At 54.6% G+C, this 2812-nt stretch carries 2 protein-coding genes; both read left to right on the top strand.

Features of this window, described 5'->3' with window-relative positions; translation table 11 throughout:
• The first annotated feature begins 198 nt into the window (after positions 1-198).
• On the top strand, positions 199-1443 hold the full coding sequence (locus tag QZR21_RS08890; RefSeq protein WP_296975015.1) for a putative DNA modification/repair radical SAM protein: 1245 nt from the start codon (positions 199-201) through the stop codon (positions 1441-1443).
• A gap of 203 nt (positions 1444-1646) precedes the next feature.
• A complete protein-coding gene (locus QZR21_RS08885) occupies positions 1647-2435 on the top strand; it encodes a TIGR03915 family putative DNA repair protein (RefSeq protein WP_296099574.1) in 789 nt (262 codons plus the stop codon).
• Positions 2436-2812: the final 377 nt, after the last annotated feature.

Genomic DNA, 2812 nt, shown 5'->3' with positions numbered 1-2812 from the left:
ACAGGAAAGAGTGTTTTCTGACGATATTTTCTTGATTAAATCAGCGTTTCCCTAACAGCTGGAAGCCCCTGTACGTTCGCATGTCACTCAGCCACATACTACCCAACTGTACGTACGGGAGCTCAACCATCCTTACAAGAACATTTTTTCCATTTGTGGTATAATAGGACAAGAAAAAATGTTCTAGAGGAGGCAGCCATGGAGATTGGAGAAAAGCTGGATATACTGGCGGATGCGGCGAAGTACGATGTGTCCTGTTCGTCGAGCGGGTCTGCCCGGGCGAATGGGGGTGGGCTGGGTAATGCCCATAAAAGCGGTATCTGCCATACCTGGACTGCCGATGGCCGCTGTGTTTCCCTCCTGAAAATCCTCATGACCAATTCCTGCATCTTCGACTGCGAGTACTGCGTGAACCGCAGGAGCCATGATACGCCCCGGGCCATCCTGACGCCGGAGGAAATCGCCCATCTGACGGTGGAGTTTTACAAGCGGAATTACATCGAAGGCCTTTTCCTGTCTTCCGGCATCCTCAAATCGCCGGACTATACCACGGAGCTTCTGATTCGGACGGCGAAAATCCTTCGAAAGCAGTACCATTTCAACGGTTACATCCACATGAAGGGCATTCCCGGCACGGATCCGGTACTGCTGGATGAACTGGGCCGGTACGTGGACCGGGTGAGCGTGAATATCGAGCTTCCTTCGGAGCGGTCCCTCCATCTTCTGGCGCCCCAGAAGACGAAGAAGGCCATCATGGCGCCTATGAAATTTTTCCGGGATTCCATCCTGGTGCACCGGGAAGAAAAGAAGCATTTCAAAAGGGCTCCTTCCTTCGTGCCGGCGGGGCAGACTACCCAGCTCATCGTGGGGGCCAGCGGAGAAAGCGACCGGCAGATCCTGCTCCTCACGGAGGGCCTGTACAGGGCGGCGTCCCTGAAGCGTGTGTACTATTCGGCCTACGTGCCGGTGATGAAGGGGAAGAACCTGCCCGCCATCAAACGGCCGCCGCTTAACCGGGAGAACCGGCTGTACCAGGCGGACTGGCTGCTTCGCTTCTACAAGTTCAGGGCCGAGGAAATCCTGACGCCCGAGGAGCCGGATTTCGATGAGGAACTGGATCCCAAGTGCAACTGGGCCCTCCGGCACCGGGAGCTGTTCCCTGTGGAAATCAACCGGGCCTCCTATGAAATGCTGCTCCGGGTACCGGGCATCGGCGTGAAGAGCGCCCTCCGCATCGTTCGACTCCGGCGGTATGGGTACCTGTCTTTTGACGACCTCCACCGCCTGGGCATCGTGATGAAACGGGCCGGCTACTTTATTACCATCGGAGGACGGTACTATGGAAATGTGTCTTTGGATAACGCCCATCTCCGGAACCGCCTCATTTCCAGGACCGCCGCCCGGGAAGTGCGGGAAATGAGCCTCTTTGATGGGCAGACGTAAAGAATAATCGGCAGGGAGCCGGATGGAGAAGCAGGTTGAAAAGATTGGAGTGGTTGGAAAGGTTGAACAGGTTGGAAGGGGTGAAATCCTGACCAGCCCCAATTGACCTGATTAACCCAATCAACCTTTTCATGACTATCAGCCTGCTTCCTGCCGACTTCTGTAACCATGAAATTCATTGCTCGAAAGGAGACAGGAATCCTATGCACTACCTATACGACGGAACCTATCCCGGTTTCCTGACTTCTATTTATGAGATTTACCATTATGGCACCAGCCACCTGGAAAGCATTGCTCCCTTTGTGGGGGAATCCCACCTTTTCGGCCAGGAATACCTGGTGGAGACGAGCTACCTCCATGCAGAAAAAGTGGCCGCCGCCTTCGAGAAGAACTGCGGGAAACGGGCCATGCGGTGGCTGTATCGGGCTTTCCTGTCCGATGATAAGGGGCGGGAAATGAAGCTTTATATTTTCATGCGGGATGGATTCAATCTGAAAAAACAGATCTATGCCCATGAAAAGGAACCCTGGGTATCTGATATCGTCGGTATGTGCCGGGAAGTGGGAAACGAGACGGAAAAATTCCGGGGTATCCTCCGGTTCAGCGAACTGGAGGACGGTTTCCTCTATGCCGCCATTAATCCTACCCATAACATCCTGCCGGTGCTGGCCACCCATTTCAAGGGCCGCCTGCCTACCCTGTGGTGGGCCATTTACGATGTGAACCGCCATAAAGCGGCGGTGTACGGGAACGGCAAGGTGTCCATTGTGGCCGTGGAGCATGTGGAAAAGAACCTGAAGTATAAAAATGAGGAAAAGGATTATCGGAAGCTCTGGATGGACTACTACCGTCATTTGAGCATCGAGGGCCGAAGAAATCCGGAGGAACGGAGGAACTTCATCCCCAAAAAATACTGGTCCTACCTGACGGAAATGGCAGATGCCTATAACCGGCAGGACGTGGACCTGAAGGGGCTGGGACAGAAAGACTGAAAAATCAGGAATTAGGAATTAGGAATGGAGGTGGCGGCGCACAGGTTGGAAAGCGCCGCCTTTTGAAATATAACAGCGCCTAAGCCGCAGTTATGTGGCTGGGCAGTGAGTGAGAGGATGGGGCCTTGAGCCTTGAGCTGGTCGGGCCCTTCGTGCCGGAGGTCTCGTGGCTGAGCGTGGTGCGAACGGATGGGGGCGAGTGAGACCGAGATCGAGGAAGATGGGGCCAGAGGCCCTGGGGGTCTAGATCTAGGTCCAGGTCTAGATCTCCAGCGGCTCCGCCGCGGGATCCTGTGGCTAAGCGCCGTGCGAACGGATGGGGGCTTTTAGCTGCTAGGGAAACGCTGATTTAATCAAGAAAATATCGTCAGAAAACA

Source organism: uncultured Dialister sp., from assembly GCF_900541605.1.
GTDB lineage: Bacteria > Bacillota > Negativicutes > Veillonellales > Dialisteraceae > Dialister.
Note: the sequence above shows the minus strand (reverse complement) of the source record. Positions and strands in the feature narration are given on the sequence as shown.

Coding starts and splice junctions, on each gene's coding strand:
- QZR21_RS08890 (WP_296975015.1), top strand. CDS start 199: ATGGAGATTGGAGAAAAGCTGGATATACTGGCGGATGCGGCGAAGTAC.
- QZR21_RS08885 (WP_296099574.1), top strand. CDS start 1,647: ATGCACTACCTATACGACGGAACCTATCCCGGTTTCCTGACTTCTATT.